The sequence below is a fragment of the Allorhizobium undicola ORS 992 = ATCC 700741 genome (assembly GCF_000621665.1).
Classification (GTDB): domain Bacteria; phylum Pseudomonadota; class Alphaproteobacteria; order Rhizobiales; family Rhizobiaceae; genus Allorhizobium; species Allorhizobium undicola.
The window spans coordinates 1-13,655 of record NZ_JHXQ01000029.1; the positions used below are offsets into that span (position 1 = coordinate 1).

The window sequence follows — 13,655 nt, forward strand, 5'->3', positions numbered from 1 at the left end:
CCAGGAGCCTTGCCGTCGATCAGCCCATCAGGACCACGTTCGTTGAAACGCAGGACCCAGTCCCGCACGATCTGCAGCGTGACGTTGCCCAGGCGCGCCGCATCCGAGCGCGAGCCGCCGTCATAGATCAGCGCAAGCGCCAGCAATCGACGCGCCTGGGCCGCATGTTTGCTTTGTCGAGCCAAACGCCGAAGACCTTCAGCATCAAAATCCCCACGCAATGAAATTCCAGCTCGCATCCGAAACCTCCGATTTGCACCAGAGATTCAGATTCATCACGTTTTGGAAAGCACAAAGAGTCGGCATCAGAAAGACGACGTATTAGTTGACTCATCGCGTTCTCCCAAGACGCGTTTCGATACCAAGATCGTGAGTCCTGGCGGAAACCGAAACAAGGGAAAAAGCTGATTAAATTCCGAGGTCTGCCATCTCCTGCGCCCAAGCGGCCAGGCCATCATTGATCAGCGTGTATACGTGCTCGGCCGTACCGTCGTTGAGCGTGAGCGCCAGATACGTGTATTGCGTCGGCGGTCCGCCTAAGTACGTTACCCCTGCAAAAAATCCGTGATCGACCGCCTCGTCGGGACGTTGCCCCTGGGACACAAAGAGGGCGCTGCGCCTGTTGAGCTGCCCATGCTTGTGGCTGTCGTGAGCGTCTCTAATTTTAGCCAGCGCCGGAAATCTCTGTCCGAGATCGTCACGGTACGGACCTGCCTTCCTGCCGATATGATTGGCAACGACCTCTGCCAGAATATCGATTTGGGAAATTGCATGGATTGCAAGGTGCTTGGACGACTGATCAGCCTTCCAGGCCTCGGTGGCGGGAACAACGTATTCGTTCATGAAGTTGGTGGGATGCATCTGGCAGCCTCAGAGGTTTATGCAGTTTCCGCCTGAAATTCTTTTAAATCGCTCACAGCTATCTTATGAAAGGCGACATCGAGAAGACGGGTCATGAACGATATCACCATGCCGCGAGTGGCTTGCACGGCCTGGAGACGACCATCCCTAATCTGCGTTTCTACGAAGCCAAGGCGGTAGGAATGATAAAGCAGCAAAAAAGCGAGCTGGATAGAGCGTTCCTCGATATCAGCGCCTTTGGCCATGTCGGCCAGATTTTCTCGGTCTTGGGAGAATTTTAGGCAGGCGTCAGATATCGGTTGGATTTGATCCTTCGTCAGCCCTTTTCCCGACAGCGTTGCGTAGTGGTCGAGTTTCGTTATCTCAGCGACAATGGACGAGGCAAAAAGCAGACCTTCAGCGTTCGACTGAGCGATGTTCTGTCCGTCTTCCCGCTCGGCCCACTTTTGCTTGATAATCGTCACGAGCTGCGCAGCGGCAGCCATATCCTTCATAACGATTTCGTTGACTTTACCTCGACTGAGCCACAGCAGCAGTTTGCTAAGCATACCTTCTCCAGTCTTTTCTAGGGCTGCACTACCACACGCAGAGGTGTAAAAAGTCAACACTTGCCGTGGGTGTACAAGCCGAGGCGGATTTAAGTCGAGGAAGGCGATGAGTTACATACCGCCCCCGCCTTTTCCATCGCCCAGATGTCAAACAGCTGCTGGATGATCTCGTGACGCATCGCGCCGAACTGCGCGTCTGGCATCTTCCCAGCATCGATACGGACCATATCGATCATCTGCATGATGGCCATTCCAGCCGCTTGGAACTTCAGTTCGTCCGGTGGCAAGTGATCGGCGAATAGGCGTTCAAACGAAGCACGCTTGGTCGCTGCCCATTTGCGTTGAAAATCACAATTTTTGAAAAGCTCGGTGTCGTTCATGCCGCCACCTTATCTGCCGGAAACTCAACACCCTCATAGAGATCGTCCATTTCGACCTCGAATACCCAATTGCCGAATTCGACGGCGAACGAGCTAACAGCATACTGGTCATCCCAAACCCAACCGTCATCTGTGCTAGAGACTTTTACCTGTCGTTTATCTACCGAAATATGAGCGACAGTCCTGCATAGGCCATCGTCATCCAGGGTGCGCCTACGAAGAGGTTGGCCCTCGTTCAACAAAACGAAAACGGCATAATGCTCTGGCGCGTCGTGTTCTGTACTCTCAAGGATGATGTAGGGGACCGGAAACAGGGTTCTGTCGATCATCCAGGTAACCCAATACTTCGGCCTCTGGTAATCTCGGTCGAGCTGTTGGTCGATGATTTTCTGAAGATTTCCTGCGATCTGGTTGATCACCGTCTCGTTTGTAGTCATCGCGCTCTCCCAAAACGCTTTCAATGAGTAGATTCTGCGCCGTCGGCGGAAATAGAACAAGCCAAGAACATATTTGCTTGTGGAAGTTGGCGCTGGAAAATCTCTACGACAACCGATGAGGTGTATATTCGTTCGACGCAATGAATCACCGGAGATGACGACCATTTATCTACCTTCACCCACCCCTTCTTCCGACGAACCTGTCGAGGCCGAGAAGCCGCGAAAACAAATCCTTTATTTCTGTGATGAAAGCAGCCAGTCCGACGACACCTATATGGCTGTCGCGGGTATCGCCGTGGCCAAGGATGCGATCCCTTATATTTTGGGACGGATGACGGAGATCAGAGACAGGTTCGGAAAACAGGGTGAGGTGAAGTGGAAAAACGCAAAATCAAGGAATGGACAAGTCCATGAAGCGTACATCCGGCTCCTATTCGATTTGATCGACGAAGGTCGTCTTCATTTTCATATCAAATTCGCGCGCATGGACGAGTATGATCACAAGCTGTCAGGCCCACGTCGGAAAATCGACACGGTCAGCAAGTCGTTCTTTCAGTTATTGTTGCATCGCCCGGTTGCCTACTATGGTCACGAAGCTGATATCTATATCCACCCTGACGACGGCAACTGCACGGCACAGCTGAAAGATCAGATAGGAGCGCTGAACTTTGTAGGGCGCAAACTCTGCGGTAAACCGAACGTAGTCAAAATAGTGCAGCCACGAAGCTCTGAGCGCGAGCCGATGCTTCAGCTCCTGGATTGCACACTGGGGGCCTTGGCCGCGTACAGAAATAGTCGACATGAACTTGAGGGCATCAGCGATACCAAAAAACGTCTAGCGTGCCTGGCATTCGAGCTGACGGGATGGCCTGACATTACCGGTAGTTGCTACAACAAGCGGAATCTGAGCCGGTGGAACTCTGTGCCGAGGTTCAAGAAGAGCTGAGAGCACGACCGAAGGGGCTAGTCTGTGGTTACAGACGATCTGGTTGAAGACCCAGGAGTTCGCCCGCATCGGTCATTTTAAGGTAGAGTCAAGTTGCGAGATTCGCAACGGGCGGGGCGGCCATCGACACAATATGTGTTTGTTTTAGGCTAACTAAATATTTTGTCCGGCTGAACGAATGATCACGCCGCCGTGGACCGCGATGCCGTCAGTGCCTCACCGATCTCGCGCTTTTTCGCGTCGAGCGCGTCTATTTTAGCTTTCACGGAATTGATTTCGACCTGGGAATTGGCAATCTGCTCGGCGATCAGGGCCAAGACCTTGTATTGATCGGCAATGATCGGATTAATGACGTCATCCTTCAGGTCCGCGACGCTCATTGCGTTACCGTCGTCGTAATCGTCAATAAGCTGCCGGATCATCTGGCCGAGTTGGAGATCAAGCTTTAGGATTTCTCGGTAATATTCGCTGTGCAAGCGGAGTTCGAGCTGTTTCGTGCTGTCGATGCCGTAGTTCTTGGTGCCGAGTTCAGTCAGGCATGCCGCGCTCAACAGGGCGAGGATGTACCGCTGCAACAACAGACTCTTCCAGCTCTCCCTCGGAAACTGCTTAAACATGTCGTTTTCGGCGACGAGATGGGCCCAGACATCCACCGTTACGATGTCGTTGGTGCACGCAAAAACGTCGCTCCAGCCTTCCTCGACCAGAACGATCCTCAAAAGCATGGCCCGCTGAGCCTGCCAGGTTTTTTGACCGGCGATTTCGTCGAGCTGGATCGAGAACGAGGAGCGCCAGTGATCGAGCAAGGACACACCCTTTTTGCCGACCATGCCAGCCGCAGCGTCATACATCGCCTCCGGGAGTGGAGGCTTGGCCAGGTGGTGCGCCGCCATCGCATGCAACTCGGTCGGCGTAAAAGGCCTTTTCAGCATGCGTTTTAGCAGTGACATGGCATTCCCCCCAACTTTAGGTTACCTGCACTATTACATGGCAGGAAACGTCAGTTGACGCCAGCCGCAACCGGCAGAGCTGCCAGGATGACAGCCCCAATTACGATGGCAAGACCGAGCCACCTCATGCCGCTGCCCTCCGAATGATCTCGGCTATGGGCGTGACCCCGTACGGATCAGGAGGCTCGTCAGATGGGGGTGACCAGCCGAGTTGCTCTAAGGTCTTGCCCGCGTCGAATGGGTGGTGGACGACGTTGTAAGCGGCATCGAGGGCGTCGTCGTTGAGATCAGTGTCGATGGCGGTAGATTCGTTATTCGGAGGGGACGGCAGCCACTCTTCAGTGCCAACTGGCCTGAACCAAGCACCCACGGTCCTGAAATCCGTTGGCATGATAACTGGCTCATCTGTCAGCCCGTGCGCCTTCGCTGCGAGACCTTTGACGAAATCCAGGAGAGCCGTTTCGGCTTTCTGCCGGTCTTGTGCAACTTCAAAATAGCGATCATTGACTGGTGCGGCTTCCATGCCTTGGAGAATCGAGGCACGACGTACATCTGCAATAAGTTCTTCAGCTTTCAAAACTTCGGCAGCTGCTTGCACCTGCTGGACAGGGTTGGCGAGCGATGGACCCAGCTCGCGCTTGAGGTCTTGGATCGACTTGTGGCCACGTTGGCAGATATCCGGCCTGTCAGCATCCGTTGGCAGCTCGATGCCGAGTGCAGCGGAAACGGTCGACAGGATATCGTCGATTTCGTCAGCAGGGACGATCTCTTCCAGGGCCATAATCTCATCACACGCTGCCTGGATTGCCTGGCGCTCGGCGACGTCTGCACGGTGCTTTGCGGCAACCGCTGCCATCTGTGCGTTGCGGATGGCGCGGCCGTCGAAACGGCTGACGGCAGTCTGCAATATATCGATCTGGGCAATGCGTAGCTGGGCGAGAGCTTTCTTTTGTTCAGCCTGTTCGATCTGGTCGTAGTATGCCTGGGCAGCTACACGAAGGGTGCCGGACTTACCCCAATTGATGAGGTGCTCGTATCGAGTTAGCCAGCGCAGCTCAGCGTCTTCGATTCTACGGAAATCTTGGATTGTTACTTCCTTCATTTTTGAGGTTCCCTTTTAGGCTTTTTGTCTTGATTGAAATGGTTGGGTCAAAATGATCATGGCGCAAATAGATTCGACATCCGCCGATCAGAATCTTGGCGACGCACCGGCGGGTTGTGTAATGTCACGCAGGTAGATCGCCGAGGTCGCAGCATGAATTTCGTGAATTTTACATTCGGGATGTCGAGTCCGGCTCCACAGACTTGGCTGACGACAATACTTCCGGGTTTAACCGTCGCTCTCGTGGCCGGTATCGTGCTGTTCTTGCTCAACTGGCTGAGGGAATGGCTGACCGCGAGGTGGAACCGAAAATCAGAGGCTGAAGTGCTGGCTTTCAGCCTCGTCACGGAGTTCGACCGCCTGGTGGCGGCCTGTTCGGAGGTCGTGGACGACCCTGGTCATATGGATCAGACGACAGGAATATGGGACACCACCGTCAAAACACCGTGGATCGAGTTTCCGGACACATGGAAATGGGGCTCGTTTCCGACCAAGCTGCAGTACCGAATTCGCTCGATTCCCAATAAGATTTACTTGGCCAACCGCAGTGTCAGCAGCCTGTGGGAGTATGGTGACGGCCCACCGGACTACGACGACGCCTTCGAGGAACGGAGATTTAGGTATGCCTGGATCGGCCTGGAGGCAGTCCTGATCAACGATGTCCTGGCTAAAGAATACGGGGTGCCGTTGCTCGACAGAGGCGAGTGGGACCCGGAGGAACGTTTCAAGCGCGAAATCGAAAAGATCAGCAAGCGGCGAGAGGAGGAGAAGGCAAACCCGTGGCCTCAGCCTTACTGGATGCTGCCGGACGTGCCGATTGAAGAACTGACCGAACGCCACAGAAAGCTGGCGGTCGACCTGGAAGCGGCGCAAAAACGGCAGGCACGATGAACGAAAAGATCAGGAGTTTCATCCCAACCGCCGCTGGCCTGTTCAGCGTGTGGATTTCTAACGGGCAGTTGGAGGCATTTCATGCAAAACTGAACAAGGTTTGCTACAAGACCGACCCTACTGGCACCTACGGCGATTGCAATTTCGACAGCTCGCTGCTGTTCTTCACCTGTCTGTTGGCGGGGGTAGGCGTCGGCATGCTGACGCACTATTTCGTCGTGAAAGAGCATAGATAGGTAAGGCCCCAAAGGGCCTTGGTTATCGCTTGAGTTGTGCCACCAGGTCAGACCCGGTTTTCAATCGGTAGTCCGACAGGTTCACCACCTGCTTATCCTTGTCTTTCTCGGCTTGCGCTTTACGGAAAGCGGCCTTGACCTCCTGGACCGTCGGATTGACGCCGTGAACCTTGCGAACGCGTGCAGCGCCGATGATCTGACGGATTGAGGCGTAAAACTGTCTGACGGGCTGCATCGTCGCGATGAAATCGATCTTCGCCCGGGCCGGGCCGGACTTTGCGAGCCACTTTTCGAAGGTTTCCGCTTTGGCCTTGATGTACTCGTACTTCAAGGTTTCAGGTTCTTCCTTAAGAGCCGCCATCACCAGATCAGGATCGCCGAAAGTGGTCGAAAGCTTCCAAACGACCTCGCTTGCGATGACCTGTTGATCAAGGTTCATAGACTTCAGCAGTGCCAGGTCCGAAAAGTCCTTCCAGCGGGTGGTTTTCGGGTTCAGGATAGCCACCAGCTTATCGGCGGCCTGAGACTCCATGCTCTGGAAATGGCCGAGCACCGGCTTCTGCCCGGCGTAAAAAGTATTTCCATGGCGCTTCGGAGCGCGGTGTTTCGGGAACTTGTACTTGCCACCCCACGAGATATCGACATGGTTTTTGATCTCGGATGGGCCGACAGCAACCTTAAACTCGTAACGATGAACGACCTGACCGTTAATGGTCATCTCTTTTGGCTTCTCGTCGTAACCTACCAGGCGCATGCCTTTGGCGGCCATGTCGGCGCGCATCTCGTCGAAAGACCTGACGATCTCCCAAGGCTCGATTACACGCATGAACAGGAGATCGATATCGGCCGTCTCGCGCAGCTGCTGTGGGTAAGCGTAGCCGCCCTTGATCAGCGGCTCGGTCTTAATCCCGGCCAGGATGCCGCGAAGGACTTCCTCACCTGTTGCGCGTGCAAGTGCCGTCTGCATGTCCATGATGCGGACACGCTCTTTCGTCGCGGGGTTGGTCGCATAACATGCGGCCTCAATCCTTTGTTTTAGTTTCTTTCCTTCGATATCGATCAGGGTGTCTTTTGACATTGTGTTCTCCCAAGTTGATCCTGGGAGGATTTTTCGGCGACGGCTTGCAAGAAACGAATTATGGCCGATCAGCCGATCTTTTTGATCTCATCGAGAAGCTCGGCAACCTGCTCTACGGCCTCCGCTTCCGTCAGCTTTCCGGCATGCAGCAACTGAGCGACCATGAACTTGTAGAGCTTCAGGAGCGCCTTGCCGTGGTCGTTCATCACCCCACGGTAGATATGCGTCTCGCCGGTCATGATAGCAGCGTGCGCCCACTCTGATACCAGCATCGACCCCGCTGCCAGTGCGGTCCATCCACCCCCACCAATAGTGGCTTTGGCAAAATCGTGGTCGGTCTTGACTGTCTCGGCGATGCCCTTCACGGCGGCGTCTATAACGATACCGTCCCACATGTCGGACTTGTCATACCCGATACGAAGGTCCTCCAAGGCTCTGATCAGTAGCTGAGTTTCAGGAGGGGTGCGCTTGAATAATCCGAATACCATTGTGCTCTCGCTTTAATTGAGTGAGAGCACCTCTTTTCGGTTGCGCCGTCAAGATCACGGACGTGGCAATCTTGTCTTGTGATATTGGATCGAGGCCGCCAATGTCGTGGCGTTGACGTGGGTGTTATAAGCCGCGAGCATGACGCCGTCGTAGTCGAAGAACGCGTCATGGTGGGTGTGCAGTTTGAATGCCAGCAGGAGCTTTACCTTGCTGCCCGGCTTGGTCCAGGGCATGTTCTTGAGCCTTGGCACCTCACCACGCTGCGACATGGCGTAAGCATCACGGATGCGGCGTTTGGCGGCCGATAGATCGCCACCACGTCCAAGGATGCGGTTCGCCGAAGCGACATCCCTTTCATGGTTTTGAACGTGCCTTCCGAAACGGGCGAAACGTTCGGCGGACGTCAGCCGCTCTGGACGCTGGTAGTAACCCTCAATGTTGCCGACGCGTCCGAAGAAGATGCCTGGCTTGTAACCGGGTCTGCCGATCCACCTCAGGTCGCGGGCTATCGGTCCGACTGTATTGCCATGGGCCGCACGAGCTGCACCTGCGGACGCTCTCCAGGCACGCCTGTCGCGCTTCTCGGTCTTGTTGGCTTCAACCGTCTTTTCTACGAACTTCTTGTTGTAGGCACCACCCTGGGCCGTCTTGCGCGCCGACCAGAAAAGGATGTCATGCCGACCTGTACCAGCATCACCGGCGCTACGATTGCCGCCCATAATGATCCACCACAGGTATTGAGCCTGGGTGTCCTGAGCCTTGATCTCAGCCTTCATGTTGTCGCCGTCGCTGGCATTGGCAGGAATGACCTTCCAAGCAGTTTTGGCGGTCGTGAACGTGCGAGGTTTATCGATAAGACCGCTCTTGGTGTAGGCGACGAGCTTGTCGCGAACTTCCCAGGCGGCCCGGGTAATTGTCGTCGCCAAAGCTTTCGGCAAAACTTGTCGGCCAAGAGCGTCCAGTTCCCGCCGGTATTCATCCGCATTACCTTGGATGCCAATCTGAAACATCAGCTCACCTCACAAAAAAAGACCCGGCAGCAGGAATCCGCGCCAGGCCCAGGTGGAGGCGCGAAGGAATAGCAGCCTCGATTGCAATGATGGTTGGGCCTGGCGCTGATTGGGTCAAGGGATCATCTCCGTTACAGGCATCTCGATACGGAGGTCGGCCGTCAGGCAATCGTCGTACGTGCGCGAGATCGCAACAAGGTCTCTCCACAGCAGTTTGATGTGATCCGAGGCCTGAGCCTCAGCCAGCTCATCTATACGAGTGATCAAATCGCCGAGTGCGGTCGACATCAGCTTTACTGCCTCCAGTTCGATCACCCTCGGAAGGGTGTCACCCATAAGCATCGCATCAATGACATCCTCGCAAGATTGCAGGTGGTCCATCAGAGGCCTCCTGCTGTAAGGCGGCTCTCGCAAGCGACGATACGACTATACAAACTGGTGTTATTGCTGATCAAATTACTAGCGCCGAATCCGCTGCCAAAGCAGAGACTTGAGAGCGACCGAGAGCTGCCAGCGACAGCATCATAGATTCCAAGGCCGTTGGACCATGTAAGCGACCACGTGCTGCGACCTGAGGTGTAAAATTCGTTGGGAGCACCACCAAATGCAAGGTTAACAATTGGCGGCACACTGTTTGTCTCCAGCCTCTCCATCCAATCAAAGCTTGTCCCAAACACCTTGCTGTGCAGGGACGTCCGGGCAACGTCGTAGACGGTCTGAGCCTGAGGGTCTGCAGAGGCGGGGGATTGTGAGCCGCCTACGGTGATGGTGTAGATGCGGTCAAGATCGGCAGGCTCGCCGCCGCCATCGCCGATTTGATCTTTAAGTTCTGCCAGTTCTTCGAGCGCCGCCTTGATCACCTGTTCCAGTGTGTGGATGCGCAGGAGGGTTGCAGAATAGGAGGTGTCGGTGACGGTCGTGGTGGCCATTTGACATGTCCGGAGGTGATAGGATTAGTATCCTATCGGCGGCGGAAATGACCAATCAGATTTTTAGGTCCTGCTGTTTCGGGGGGTCGACGAGGTATTCGTGAGGGAGCTGACGGCGATATTTACGGGCTAGCCTCACAGCCATGACCGCGAGAATCGTCGTCAAGATCACCCGCAATGTTGGGATTTTTGCCAAGTTGCGGCCGGACTTCGTGTCGCTTTTCGAAAAGCCCAAACCGTTAGCTAGCTGCGCCTCATCCTCATCCTGGGCTGCGAGCCACATGACAGCCTTATGTGCGCGGACCAAAGCCTCAGGACCGTCACACTGTGCGATAAGACAATTCAGATTCAAGTTGGGATGATTTCGTTTCAAAACTATGGAGTAACGGGGGGAAGAGATCGATTCACTCATTTTCAGCTTCTTCCAAACCGACCTCGTCAGCCGCATCAAAATAGCCGTCGTCGTGCATATCAGGATCACTTTCCGGCTCATCCATGAAGGATGGATCGAACGATGGTCGGCCAAGCTCCCAGCGGCGTTTCTGCGCGGCAGAGGCATCGGGATGGCGACCGATCATCTCCAGGTAATAGAGACGAGCCTCAGCCCTCCTGGAGCCCTCCTGGTTATTAAACCCGGCGGCCCGGAGAGCATCGCTTATCAACGCCGGGAATGGACCGTGATGCCCACGGCTCTCATAATACTGGGTCACGAAGCCAGCAAACGCGGTCGCCAGAACCGTATCGATGTCGTCGGTCTCGGGCAGACGTCGATGTTTGAGACCCGCTCTCCAACGAGCAGTCCGTGCTGCTCCAGCGCTGATAGACTCCTGATCCATACTTATCACCTGCCGTCACACCGTGATCATTACCGTCACAGTGTGATCGTCGGCGACGCAAGAAACCCGGAGTTTTTCGTCGGCCAAAGCGAAATAAGTGGTAATGTCAGTAAGGTAACTTAAAACAATTTATTTTAACCTGTAGTAGCCAAGCCTGGAATGGCAATCACCAAATCAATTCAATAGATTTGACAATGTTGACATCTTGGACATTAGCTCCTTTTCGATATGAATGGAGACCATGATGACTGATGCCGTGCGAGTTGAGCCCGACAATGCGACCGTTGTGATGGTCAACGGCGCATCGGTCTACATTGCCTCGACAGGCGGAATCTCTGAAGCCGGAACGTGGATATCCTCCCAGCTCCGGGAAATGATCGCCCTCTGGCGAGTACACAGACGTGTCAGTTACCTCGGTGCAAGCCGTCTTGGACATCGCGCACCGGATCGAGCACGCCCGGATTGAGGATGATGCTCGAAAGCCAACGGCGGATATCCTGAGGTATCTGTCGCAGTACGTCCTTCAGCGGCGCGTGCCTCTCAGCTGAAAAATGATCGGCGGTGTTGTTTGAGGTTAAAAACATCTTCATGATCTTCAGAATGGGAACGTGAGCGCGAAGCGCAAAGCCTAGTCTGACAGCATGACTAACATTCCCCCTCAAAAGCCCGCCGCAGGCGCTCGGAGGCGCGAAGCGCAAAGCCTAGTCAAACCTCATTACTAATATTTACTTTGTATAGCCGTAGGGACTTTCGGCCCTACGGAATTGATTATAAACGATAATCTAGTTTCTCTTCGTTACCTAATGTCACAAGGCCTATCAGAGCCGAGCGATGCGAAGGCGAACCAAGAAGGCTATACATATCTACTTTGTATAGCCGTCCGATCCTGTCGACGTAAACCTCCTCGGACACCCCGCTTTCACAGGCTCTGTCAATCAAATTGGCTGATTTTCTTTGTTACCTTATGTCACCTGCGAGTTTATCTGGGCAATCCTGCCAGTCTTTGTGTTACTAAATGTCACTCCAGGGCGAAGCGACGTGTTTTCGTTACATCGTGACAAAACGCAACGAAAACGCTTGACCCATTTCCGCCCGTGGATGACGCTGATTGCATCGCATCTGAGAATTCCACCATGGCAATAGTTAGAGAGTATGAGGCACGAACTGTAGATGGCCTTAAGGAAACACGTTTCCGTCTCATCCGGTCAAAAAGGAAGCCGTTAAAGGCAGGCGACCGCAAGGGCTTCAACAGTCGGTCCGGCATGGCCTCCATGCTTGATCCGAAACTCGCCGAAGTCGAACGACCGACTGTCGATAAAGTCGTTCAGCTTATCACGAAACTTCGGATCATCGGTCTGATGAAGGATGGAGCCGAACCGCAGGATGTTCTGACGGCCGCCGGTCACGCGTTGTACGAGTTCCTTATGGCCGCAGCGCGAATCCAGGGTATTGAAAAGGAAGAATTCCGCGTCGAAATCGTCGACTGTAAAAAATTCCTGGGCATCAAGCACAATGACCGGCTGCGGGGTTTAGTCGATCAACTTCGCCACACCGTCGTTCAATATGATTTCGCTGTCGGCACCGAACGATGGAAAGGCGAGATGCCTCTCCTGTTGGTCGACTATTTAACGACGACAACCGACGGCAAATCCTATCTAGTTTACTCGATACAGCCTCGTGTGAAGAGAGTGATCACGGAGTCGACGCGCTGGGCCAAGCTCGACATCAACGCCTACCCAAAATTCAAAAGTAAATACACCGCGCGAATCTACCCCCATTTCCAGCTGCACGCTCAAACCCATGCAGGCATTCGAAAGCCTTTTATCATCGAGCCGCAGGCATTCGCGGAGATGGTTGGCTTTGTCCACTCTGGCGAATTTCATTTCGGTAATTTTGAGAAGGGCTGTCTCAAGCCGATCATGAAAGATTTCGACGATTTTTCCTTGTCGCTATCCGTTCAGATGATGCCGTACCACCGTGGGCAAGGACGCGGTAATCCAGTATCACACTTAGAATTCCACCTAGAGCCCAGAGAATATCTGCGACCGATGGGCGACGGTAAGCTCCGGCGGATGGAAGGCGCGGAGTTCGACAATCTGGCCAAACTCATTCGAGAAGATGAGCGCACCGTGAAGGAGTTTCAGCCTACAGCGGCGCTGCTTCTGAAGGCTGCTCTACGGCTCAATCGCGAACCCGTTGACCTACTAGAGATGTGGCGGGATGACGTCTCGAAAGCCTTCGCATATCCGACCATGGAAATCCTGCTGGGGCTGCGCGGTCAGGAACTGTGCGACTTGTTGGAAACGCGCGGTGGTCCGGCGGCCTTTGAGTTGTGGGCGATGTCCGTCGATCCGATCTTTGAGCGCCAGTGGGCTATGACGGACGAAGAGTTCCAGAAGAACATTGGACACGAGGATTTGACCGAGCAGAGCACAGATGGTGCCTACGTCCCAGCCAGTGCAGGTGTGATTAAAACCAACACGTGGATTGACCCCACCTTGGAAGGGATCATTGCCGGTTTGCGTGCCATACCGGCTGAAGAAGCCGATCTTCCTCACCGCGTTGAGTATGTGAAACAAGTCTGCTCGACGAAGCACCCTGCGTTCGGCTTCAGGCTCAGAAGCCTATTGGCCAGAATCGGTGAGCGATACGAAATGATAGAAGACGCAATGCAGTGCGCCGCTTCAGACCGTCCTGCGGGCATAGATCGCATCAGCTTTATCCTTGCCGTATGTAAGTGGGCTGGAGGCGGCTGGAGTGATCGAGCCGATGAGGCCCTAGTAGCAGCTGCAAAGCTCTTCGATAAAAAGGTGAGGCAACCTGTAAGCCTCTGAAAAGGTACCGCTTTACATTCCTGCGGTACCTGCTATCTTCCTCTCCAACGCCAACCGCTCGATTGGAGCAATGCAATGAAGTCCGTCGCCGTCAATCTATGATGCAACCGCATCGTCTACCGGTCTTT

19 protein-coding genes are annotated in these 13,655 nt (G+C 54.3%); 4 read left to right on the forward strand and 15 right to left on the reverse strand.

Going from position 1 to position 13,655, the window contains the following annotated elements:
- The 5 genes from T424_RS22700 to T424_RS0117765 all read right to left on the reverse strand — a co-directional run.
- On the reverse strand, window positions 1-239 hold a 239-nt coding region (locus T424_RS22700), incomplete at its 3' end, for a helix-turn-helix domain-containing protein (protein WP_027488922.1).
- 169 nt (window positions 240-408) lie between these two features.
- A complete protein-coding gene (locus T424_RS0117750; RefSeq protein WP_027488923.1) occupies window positions 409-861 on the reverse strand; it encodes a hypothetical protein in 453 nt (150 codons plus the stop codon).
- 17 nt (window positions 862-878) lie between these two features.
- Window positions 879-1,409 (reverse strand): hypothetical protein, encoded by a 531-nt coding sequence (locus tag T424_RS0117755; RefSeq protein ID WP_027488924.1) that lies wholly within the window; start codon window positions 1,407-1,409, stop codon window positions 879-881.
- A gap of 89 nt (window positions 1,410-1,498) precedes the next feature.
- Window positions 1,499-1,789, reverse strand: a complete 291-nt coding sequence (locus T424_RS0117760) for a hypothetical protein (protein ID WP_027488925.1) — start codon at window positions 1,787-1,789, stop codon at window positions 1,499-1,501.
- A complete protein-coding gene (locus T424_RS0117765; protein ID WP_027488926.1) occupies window positions 1,786-2,226 on the reverse strand; it encodes a hypothetical protein in 441 nt (146 codons plus the stop codon). Before T424_RS0117765 ends, T424_RS0117760 begins: the two co-directional genes overlap by 4 nt.
- 154 nt (window positions 2,227-2,380) lie before the next feature.
- On the opposite strand from T424_RS0117765, the gene T424_RS0117770 reads away from it, so the two are divergent.
- Window positions 2,381-3,172 (forward strand): DUF3800 domain-containing protein, encoded by a 792-nt coding sequence (locus tag T424_RS0117770; RefSeq protein ID WP_154664979.1) that lies wholly within the window; start codon window positions 2,381-2,383, stop codon window positions 3,170-3,172.
- Between the two features lie 182 nt (window positions 3,173-3,354).
- On the opposite strand, the gene T424_RS21420 is transcribed toward T424_RS0117770, so the two are convergent.
- Together T424_RS21420 and T424_RS0117780 are read right to left on the reverse strand one after the other, a co-directional pair.
- Window positions 3,355-4,122 (reverse strand): hypothetical protein, encoded by a 768-nt coding sequence (locus tag T424_RS21420; protein ID WP_051559201.1) that lies wholly within the window; start codon window positions 4,120-4,122, stop codon window positions 3,355-3,357.
- Window positions 4,123-4,246: 124 nt separating this feature from the next.
- Window positions 4,247-5,224: a hypothetical protein gene (locus T424_RS0117780; RefSeq protein ID WP_027488928.1), complete on the reverse strand. Its 978-nt coding sequence runs from the start codon at window positions 5,222-5,224 to the stop codon at window positions 4,247-4,249.
- A gap of 153 nt (window positions 5,225-5,377) precedes the next feature.
- Between T424_RS0117780 and T424_RS0117785 the strand changes: the two genes are divergently transcribed.
- A complete protein-coding gene (locus T424_RS0117785; RefSeq protein WP_027488929.1) occupies window positions 5,378-6,115 on the forward strand; it encodes a hypothetical protein in 738 nt (245 codons plus the stop codon).
- The gene (locus T424_RS0117790; protein WP_027488930.1) at window positions 6,112-6,351 is read left to right on the forward strand and encodes a hypothetical protein; all 240 of its coding nucleotides are present in this window, start codon (window positions 6,112-6,114) and stop codon (window positions 6,349-6,351) included. The genes T424_RS0117785 and T424_RS0117790 overlap by 4 nt, the downstream gene beginning before the upstream one ends.
- Window positions 6,352-6,373: 22 nt before the next feature.
- Here the strand turns inward: T424_RS0117790 and T424_RS0117795 are convergent, their stop codons facing one another.
- The 8 genes from T424_RS0117795 to T424_RS0117830 form a co-directional block, all read right to left on the reverse strand.
- Window positions 6,374-7,429, reverse strand: coding sequence for a nucleotidyl transferase AbiEii/AbiGii toxin family protein (locus T424_RS0117795; RefSeq protein ID WP_027488931.1), 1,056 nt, complete (start codon window positions 7,427-7,429; stop codon window positions 6,374-6,376).
- A 68-nt stretch (window positions 7,430-7,497) separates the two neighbouring features.
- A complete protein-coding gene (locus tag T424_RS0117800; protein ID WP_027488932.1) occupies window positions 7,498-7,917 on the reverse strand; it encodes a hypothetical protein in 420 nt (139 codons plus the stop codon).
- Between the two features lie 54 nt (window positions 7,918-7,971).
- Entirely contained in the window at window positions 7,972-8,928 is a 957-nt protein-coding gene (locus tag T424_RS0117805; protein ID WP_027488933.1) for a hypothetical protein, read from the reverse strand.
- A 114-nt stretch (window positions 8,929-9,042) separates the two neighbouring features.
- Window positions 9,043-9,309 carry a hypothetical protein gene (locus tag T424_RS0117810; RefSeq protein ID WP_027488934.1) on the reverse strand — a complete coding sequence of 89 codons (267 nt, stop codon included), beginning with the start codon at window positions 9,307-9,309 and terminating at the stop codon, window positions 9,043-9,045.
- Window positions 9,309-9,857, reverse strand: coding sequence for a hypothetical protein (locus T424_RS0117815; RefSeq protein ID WP_027488935.1), 549 nt, complete (start codon window positions 9,855-9,857; stop codon window positions 9,309-9,311). The genes T424_RS0117810 and T424_RS0117815 overlap by 1 nt, the downstream gene beginning before the upstream one ends.
- A 55-nt stretch (window positions 9,858-9,912) precedes the next feature.
- Entirely contained in the window at window positions 9,913-10,269 is a 357-nt protein-coding gene (locus T424_RS0117820; RefSeq protein WP_027488936.1) for a hypothetical protein, read from the reverse strand.
- Complete coding sequence (locus T424_RS0117825) at window positions 10,262-10,693, reverse strand: hypothetical protein (protein WP_027488937.1); 432 nt, start codon at window positions 10,691-10,693, stop codon at window positions 10,262-10,264. The genes T424_RS0117820 and T424_RS0117825 overlap by 8 nt, the downstream gene beginning before the upstream one ends.
- A gap of 404 nt (window positions 10,694-11,097) precedes the next feature.
- Entirely contained in the window at window positions 11,098-11,283 is a 186-nt protein-coding gene (locus T424_RS0117830; RefSeq protein WP_027488938.1) for a hypothetical protein, read from the reverse strand.
- Between the two features lie 543 nt (window positions 11,284-11,826).
- Here T424_RS0117830 and T424_RS0117835 point away from each other — a divergent pair.
- On the forward strand, window positions 11,827-13,527 hold the full coding sequence (locus T424_RS0117835) for a replication initiation protein (RefSeq protein ID WP_027488939.1): 1,701 nt from the start codon (window positions 11,827-11,829) through the stop codon (window positions 13,525-13,527).
- Window positions 13,528-13,655: the final 128 nt, after the last annotated feature.

Bases quoted from the DNA above. Each gene is read 5' to 3' on its own strand.
- T424_RS0117750 (WP_027488923.1), bottom strand. From the start codon at position 861: ATGCATCCCACCAACTTCATGAACGAATACGTTGTTCCCGCCACCGAG.
- T424_RS0117755 (WP_027488924.1), bottom strand. From the start codon at position 1,409: ATGCTTAGCAAACTGCTGCTGTGGCTCAGTCGAGGTAAAGTCAACGAA.
- T424_RS0117760 (WP_027488925.1), bottom strand. From the start codon at position 1,789: ATGAACGACACCGAGCTTTTCAAAAATTGTGATTTTCAACGCAAATGG.
- T424_RS0117765 (WP_027488926.1), bottom strand. From the start codon at position 2,226: ATGACTACAAACGAGACGGTGATCAACCAGATCGCAGGAAATCTTCAG.
- T424_RS0117770 (WP_154664979.1), top strand. From the start codon at position 2,381: ATGACGACCATTTATCTACCTTCACCCACCCCTTCTTCCGACGAACCT.
- T424_RS21420 (WP_051559201.1), bottom strand. From the start codon at position 4,122: ATGTCACTGCTAAAACGCATGCTGAAAAGGCCTTTTACGCCGACCGAG.
- T424_RS0117780 (WP_027488928.1), bottom strand. From the start codon at position 5,224: ATGAAGGAAGTAACAATCCAAGATTTCCGTAGAATCGAAGACGCTGAG.
- T424_RS0117785 (WP_027488929.1), top strand. From the start codon at position 5,378: ATGAATTTCGTGAATTTTACATTCGGGATGTCGAGTCCGGCTCCACAG.
- T424_RS0117790 (WP_027488930.1), top strand. From the start codon at position 6,112: ATGAACGAAAAGATCAGGAGTTTCATCCCAACCGCCGCTGGCCTGTTC.
- T424_RS0117795 (WP_027488931.1), bottom strand. From the start codon at position 7,429: ATGTCAAAAGACACCCTGATCGATATCGAAGGAAAGAAACTAAAACAA.
- T424_RS0117800 (WP_027488932.1), bottom strand. From the start codon at position 7,917: ATGGTATTCGGATTATTCAAGCGCACCCCTCCTGAAACTCAGCTACTG.
- T424_RS0117805 (WP_027488933.1), bottom strand. From the start codon at position 8,928: ATGTTTCAGATTGGCATCCAAGGTAATGCGGATGAATACCGGCGGGAA.
- T424_RS0117810 (WP_027488934.1), bottom strand. From the start codon at position 9,309: ATGGACCACCTGCAATCTTGCGAGGATGTCATTGATGCGATGCTTATG.
- T424_RS0117815 (WP_027488935.1), bottom strand. From the start codon at position 9,857: ATGGCCACCACGACCGTCACCGACACCTCCTATTCTGCAACCCTCCTG.
- T424_RS0117820 (WP_027488936.1), bottom strand. From the start codon at position 10,269: ATGAGTGAATCGATCTCTTCCCCCCGTTACTCCATAGTTTTGAAACGA.
- T424_RS0117825 (WP_027488937.1), bottom strand. From the start codon at position 10,693: ATGGATCAGGAGTCTATCAGCGCTGGAGCAGCACGGACTGCTCGTTGG.
- T424_RS0117830 (WP_027488938.1), bottom strand. From the start codon at position 11,283: ATGAAGATGTTTTTAACCTCAAACAACACCGCCGATCATTTTTCAGCT.
- T424_RS0117835 (WP_027488939.1), top strand. From the start codon at position 11,827: ATGGCAATAGTTAGAGAGTATGAGGCACGAACTGTAGATGGCCTTAAG.